The sequence below is a fragment of the Gemmatimonadales bacterium genome (assembly GCA_030697825.1).
Taxonomy (GTDB): Bacteria; Gemmatimonadota; Gemmatimonadetes; order Gemmatimonadales; family JACORV01; genus JACORV01.
The window spans coordinates 1-5,534 of record JAUYOW010000125.1; the positions used below are offsets into that span (position 1 = coordinate 1).

A 5,534-nucleotide genomic window follows, 5' to 3' on the forward strand; every position below is an offset into this window, starting at 1 on the left:
CGGTCACCGGCTGAGAGGGCAGCAAACGCGGTCACTAAGGCCGGTTCGTGAACCGTGAGGCGGAGGGGCGCTGTCTGGCCCCTCCGTCCTCGCGCGCATGAGAGTTCCTATCCTTTAGCCATCCATCGCGCGCAGCACCGCCGTGAGCGTCGCGTCGCAGGTCACGGGAGGGTTGGCGTAGCGCGGGACGATTCCCTCGAGTTCTCCGCGGTGGTAGCCGACCACCGCGTCCGGGTCCTTGAGCACGTGCCCGGTGAGGATCGCGCACACGCGCTGGCTCCGCCCGATCACTCCGCGTTCGACGAGCTTGCGAATCCCGGCCACCGCGGCGCACGACGCGGGCTCGGCCCCAATCCCCGCGGCGTCCACGCGGGCCTTGGCGTCGAGGATTTCCTGGTCGCTCACCTGCTCGACGACGCCTTCGGTCGCGTGGATCCCACGCAGGCACTTCTTCCACGACACGGGACTGCCAATGCGGATGGCGGTGGCGATCGTGTGGGGCTCGGGCACCGGTACCAGCGGCGTTCGGCTCGTATACGCCCGGTAGAGCGGGTTCGCACCCTCGGCCTGCACCACGCCGATGCGGGGAAGCTTCGAGATGAGACCCAGGGAGCGAAGCTCGGCGAGCCCCTTATAGGTCGCCGAACTGTTGCCGAGATTGCCGCCCGGCAGCACGATCCAATCGGGGATCTGCCAGCGCAGGTTCTGCAGCAGCTCGAACGCGATCGACTTCTGCCCTTCGATGCGGAACGGGTTGATCGAGTTGACGAGGTAGATCGCGCGTTCACGACACACGTTCTCGACGAGTTCCATCGCGGCATCGAAGCTGCCGCGAATCTGGATCGTCCGGGCTCCGTAGGCGAGGGCCTGGCTCAGCTTTCCATACGCGATCTTGCCCTCCGGAATGAGCACGAACGACTGCATGCCGCATGCGGAGGCGTACGCGGCCATGGAGGCCGAGGTGTTGCCGGTCGAGGCGCAGGCGATGCTCGTCATCCCCAGCAGGCGCGCGACGCTGATGGCGACGGTCATGCCGCGATCCTTGAACGACCCGGTCGGGTTCTCGCCCTCGTGTTTGAGCGACAGGTTCTCCAGACCCGCGTAGTCCGCGAGCGAACGCGAGCGGTAGAGGTTGGTGTTCCCTTCGGGTTTCGTGAAGATCCGATCCTCTTCGAGCGGCAGCACCCATTCCCGGAATCTCCACACCCCCGACCGGTCGCTGGCGCGGAACGAGCCGAGGCGCTGATCCAGCGTGGCGAAGTCGACGCGCGCGGGATGGCGGTCGAAGGCGTGCACGACGTCGAGCGTCCCGCCGCAGTCGCAGCGGTAGCGCATCGCGAGGCCATGATGTACGGCTCCGCAGTCCACGCACGTGAGGTTCCAGAGCGGTTCGATCACAGTTCGCGCGCTCCCGGGCAATCCGCAGGTGACAACACCGTCGACGACTCGAGGCCCGCGCGCAGGAATGCCTCGCTCATCGCGCGCGCTGCGTCCGCGGCCATCCGCTCGGAGTGGCAGAGCGCGAAGATCGAGGGACCCGAACCGCTGATCGAGCTCCCGAGCGCCCCGGCCTTCAACGCGGCGGCGATGACGTCGGCGCATCCGGGAATCAGATGCGCCCGCGCGGACGTGACCACGTCGTCGGTCATGCAGCGTGCGAGCAGCGCGAGGTCGCCCGAGAAACAGGCGCTCGCGAATGCGGCGAGGTTGGCGGTGCCGAGGACCATCTGCGGGAGCGGCACGTCGCGGGGGAGTGCCGCACGGGCCGCGCGCGTGTCGACGACGTGGCGCGGAGTGACCACCGCCACGGTAAGTCCCTGCGGGATCGGCAGCCGGATCAGGTCGAGCGGATCGATGGAGCGGATGAGGATGAGCCCGCCGAGCAGCGCCGGCGCCACGTTGTCCGCATGCCGTCCTGCGACCGCGGCCTCGGCCTCGACACACGGAGCGATCAGCTCGGTCTTGCGCAGGGGAGAGCCGACCAGCACGTTGACGGCGAGTGCGGCCGCTGCGGCACTCGCGGCCGAGCTGCCGAGACCCGATCCGATCGGCAGACCCTTCGCGATCTCAAGCTCGACACCCACGGCCACGCCGGCACGCTCGAGTGTCCGCGCGGCCGCGATGCCGGCGGTGTTCCTTTGAGCATCCGCCGGCAGTGCCCCGCCGTCGCCCGTGATCGAGACGATGCGCACGCCACGCTCCGCCGCGAAGCGCGCGGTGACCGTGTCGCCCGGTCCCGCGAGTGCCAGCCCCAGCACGTCGAAGCCGGGGCCGAGATTGGCGACGGTCGCGGGAGCGAACGCGCTCACGCCACCCGCGCGCTCGCGGTGCGCGCTCATCGGCGCTCCGCCGCGATTCTCAGAATGTCGCCGACCACTCCCATGGCGGTGACCTCGACTCCGGCACCGGGGCCCATCACGACCAGCGGCCTCACGTCGTAGCGCTCGGACGTGAACACGATCAGATTGTCGGTCCCGTGCAGACGTCCGGCGGGAGAATCAAGCGCCACGGAGACCAGTCCGACCTCGATGTGGTCCGCCGCGATCCTCGCCATGTAGCGCAGCACGTGTGCGTCGTTGCGGGCGGCATCGACGCGCAGGCGCATCGGGGCATCGTAGGACGCGAGCTGTTTCAGGAACTCGTCCTTGCGCAATCCCGCGAGGGACGGGTCGACGAGGCTCTCGGCGTTCACGGATTGACTGGCGAGAGCGAGCCCCGAGATCCGGCCGAGGATCACGGCCTTGCGAGCGACATCGGCACCCGAGAGGTCGGCGATGGGATCGGGCTCGGTGTATCCCAGCTCCATCGCCTCCGCCACCGCGCGCGAGAACGGCATTCCTTCCTCGAGGCGCGCCATCACGAAACCGAGCGTCCCCGACAGACAGCCTTCCGCGCGGATCAGGCGGTCGCCGGTTCCGAGCAGCATCTCGAGCGTATCCACGACCGGAAGCCCCGCGCCGACCGTGGCCTCGGCCCTGAGCAGGCGTCCCGCGGCCTCGGCCGCAGCGCGCAGCGCGCGGAATGTCGCCAGCGAACCCGCGAGCGGCTTTTTGTTCGCCGTCACCACGTCGCACCCGAGACGGAACGCCTCGAGATAGGCGTCGTGCGTCCCATCCGAGTCGGACACGTCGACCAGCACCGGACGCGCGAGGCGGTAGCGCATCGCGTCGGCGACCATCTCGACCGGATCGGAGGACGCCGTCGCCCCATCCGACGATGCCAGCGGGATGCCGGACTCCTTCTTGCGCCAGATCGCATCGAGCTCCGCAGGCGTGATGCCATTCGGCCGGAACAGGTAGCCACTGCGATCGGCCACGGCCACGATCCGCGGCGAGAGCCCGAAGCGCTCGAAGAAATGTCCGCTGCGCTGCAGCACAAGCCCCGCCAGCGCGCGCCCGATCTTGCCGCAGCCGAGCAGGAGGAGATCGAGGCGACGCGTGGTGTCTTCCCCCGTATCGAGACGATCGAGACCGAACTCGGCATGCAGCGCGCGGATCGCGTCGGGGGTCCGCGCGTCGGTGACCGCGAGCGAGATGTTGAGCTCCGATGAGCCCTGCGCGATGGCGAGCACGTTGATGCCGCGGGCACCGAGCGCCGAAAACACGCGCGCCGCGACCCCCGGCGTGTGCGCCATGCCGAGACCCACGACCGCCACGAGTCCCACGCCGCGGCGGACCGCGATCTCGTCGACGCTTCCGAGCGACAGATCGCCGCGCAGCTCCAGCTTGAGCGCGGTCTCCGTCTCCGTGGCCTGTTCGGCCGGGACCGCGAGGCAGATTGAACACTCGGAGCTCGACTGGCTGATCATGGTCACGCTGATCTTCCGGCTCGCGAGCGCGCCGAACACGCGCGCGGCGACACCGGGAACGCCGGCCATGCCCTTGCCCTCGATCGAGACCAGACAGTGCTCGCGCACCGCGGTCACGGCCTTGACCGGATGCGAGCCGGGAGTGAAGGTTCCATCGACCACGGTTCCCGCGCGGTCCGGCGCGAACGAGTTGCGCGTGCGCACCGGGATTCCGAGCGCCGCCACCGGAATCATCGTGCGCTGGTGGAGAACCTTGGCGCCGTAGTACGACATCTCCGCCGCCTCACGAAAATTGAGCTGGCGGATGACGCTGGCTTCGGGAACGATCCGCGGATCCGCGCTGAACACACCGTCGACGTCGGTCCAGATCGTGACTTCGTCGGCATGGAGCGCCGCGGCGACCAGGGTCGCCGTGAGGTCGGAACCACCGCGTCCGAGCGTCGTGGTGGCACCATCCGGCGCGCGCCCGCAGAAGCCGGTCACGACCGGAATCTCCCCGCGTTCGAGCACGGGAAGCAGGGCCCCGGCGATCGTGTGGCGCGCGATTTCGGGAAGCGCATTCGCCTCGCCGAAGCGTTGATCCGTCTCGAGAAAGAGGTCAGCGTCCATGGCCTGCGCGGGAACGCCGCACGCGCGCAGCGCGAGCACCAGCAGACGCACCGACATCTTCTCGCCCGCGGCGATGATCTGGTCGCGCGTCCGGAGCGAGAGGTCGCGCAGCAGGCTGGCCGCGCGCGCCAGCTCGGCGATCTCGGCGCAGGTCGCGCGGAAGAACGCGAGCGTCGCGTCCGGCGCCTCCGCCGCGAGCGCGCGCAGTGCCACCTCGTGGAGCTCGAGAATCTCCGCGACGATCGCGAGTGCGGCGTCGCGCTCGCCGTGGGCCGCGGCCGTGGCCGACGCCACCAGCCGGTCGGTGACCCCGGCCATGGCCGACGCGACTGCGACGACCCGCGCGCGCGGCGCGACCTCGGCAAGGATGGCGGCGCACCCCGAGATGCGGCGGGCGTCGCCGACGCTCGTGCCCCCGAACTTGTGCACTTCGAGACGAGTCATTGGTCCTTGAGCCATGGCGCGCAAGATATCGCGCCGCTGGCCAAAGTCCTATCCGGTGCTCCACATGCGCTGGACACGTACGGGATGGATGCGCTGGTGCGATCTAAGAGCATCCGCGCCCGTGGCGCCGCACCCGATGGGGAGGATCCATAGCTCGACCAGAAAATCGCCTTCGTCGGCTACGGCACGATGGCGGAAACCGTAGTCTTCACCCGGTCTCCCTCGCCCGCACTCCCGCTCGTTTGAACATCCTTCCTGGGATTGTAGGATCTTCCTCGCCAACGACCGCACAGTCGCTCGCTGGCGTAGCACTCCGGCTGCGAGCCGCACCGCTAGGTACGGGCGCTTGCTCCGCCCAGATTTGCCGCGGGAGTCCTCGTCACATTGGCGCTGCTCTCCGCGGCGTGCAGCGACTCCGCGTCCCGCATCAACGCGCCCCCGCTCCTCTCCAGATCGGCCGCGGCGTCGAATTTCGCGGTGCTCGCCAATGCGGCGGTGACCTGCACGGACGGGGCCATCACCGGAGACGTGGGCACCTTCCTCGCCACCCCCACCGGCTCGGTCACCCTGACCAGCTGCCCCATTGCGGGGACGGTTCTCGTGGGGGATGGGGTCGCCACGCAGGCTTTCAATGACTTCCTCAGCAGGTACGCGGCGCTCGCGCCCCAGCCGG

4 protein-coding genes are annotated in these 5,534 nt (G+C 69.3%); 1 reads left to right on the plus strand and 3 read right to left on the minus strand.

All coding sequences use genetic code 11. The annotated features are described in order from the left end of the window. Positions 1-114: 114 nt before the first annotated feature. The 3 genes from thrC to thrA are packed head-to-tail and all read right to left on the minus strand — an operon-like array spanning position 115 to position 4,861. Positions 115-1,398, minus strand: a complete 1,284-nt coding sequence (thrC, locus tag Q8Q85_06510) for a threonine synthase (GenBank protein ID MDP3773903.1) — start codon at positions 1,396-1,398, stop codon at positions 115-117. Next, a complete protein-coding gene (locus tag Q8Q85_06515; protein MDP3773904.1) occupies positions 1,395-2,339 on the minus strand; it encodes a homoserine kinase in 945 nt (314 codons plus the stop codon). Before Q8Q85_06515 ends, thrC begins: the two co-directional genes overlap by 4 nt. After that, positions 2,336-4,861 (minus strand): bifunctional aspartate kinase/homoserine dehydrogenase I, encoded by a 2,526-nt coding sequence (thrA, locus tag Q8Q85_06520; protein ID MDP3773905.1) that lies wholly within the window; start codon positions 4,859-4,861, stop codon positions 2,336-2,338. The genes Q8Q85_06515 and thrA overlap by 4 nt, the downstream gene beginning before the upstream one ends. 384 nt (positions 4,862-5,245) lie before the next feature. On the opposite strand from thrA, the gene Q8Q85_06525 reads away from it, so the two are divergent. After that, the coding region (locus Q8Q85_06525) for a hypothetical protein (protein MDP3773906.1) at positions 5,246-5,534 on the plus strand (289 nt) is incomplete at its 3' end.

What these genes read in the sequence shown, in the direction of transcription:
- Q8Q85_06515 (MDP3773904.1), bottom strand. Translation starts at nt 2,339, where the DNA reads ATGAGCGCGCACCGCGAGCGCGCGGGTGGCGTGAGCGCGTTCGCTCCC.
- thrA (MDP3773905.1), bottom strand. Translation starts at nt 4,861, where the DNA reads ATGACTCGTCTCGAAGTGCACAAGTTCGGGGGCACGAGCGTCGGCGAC.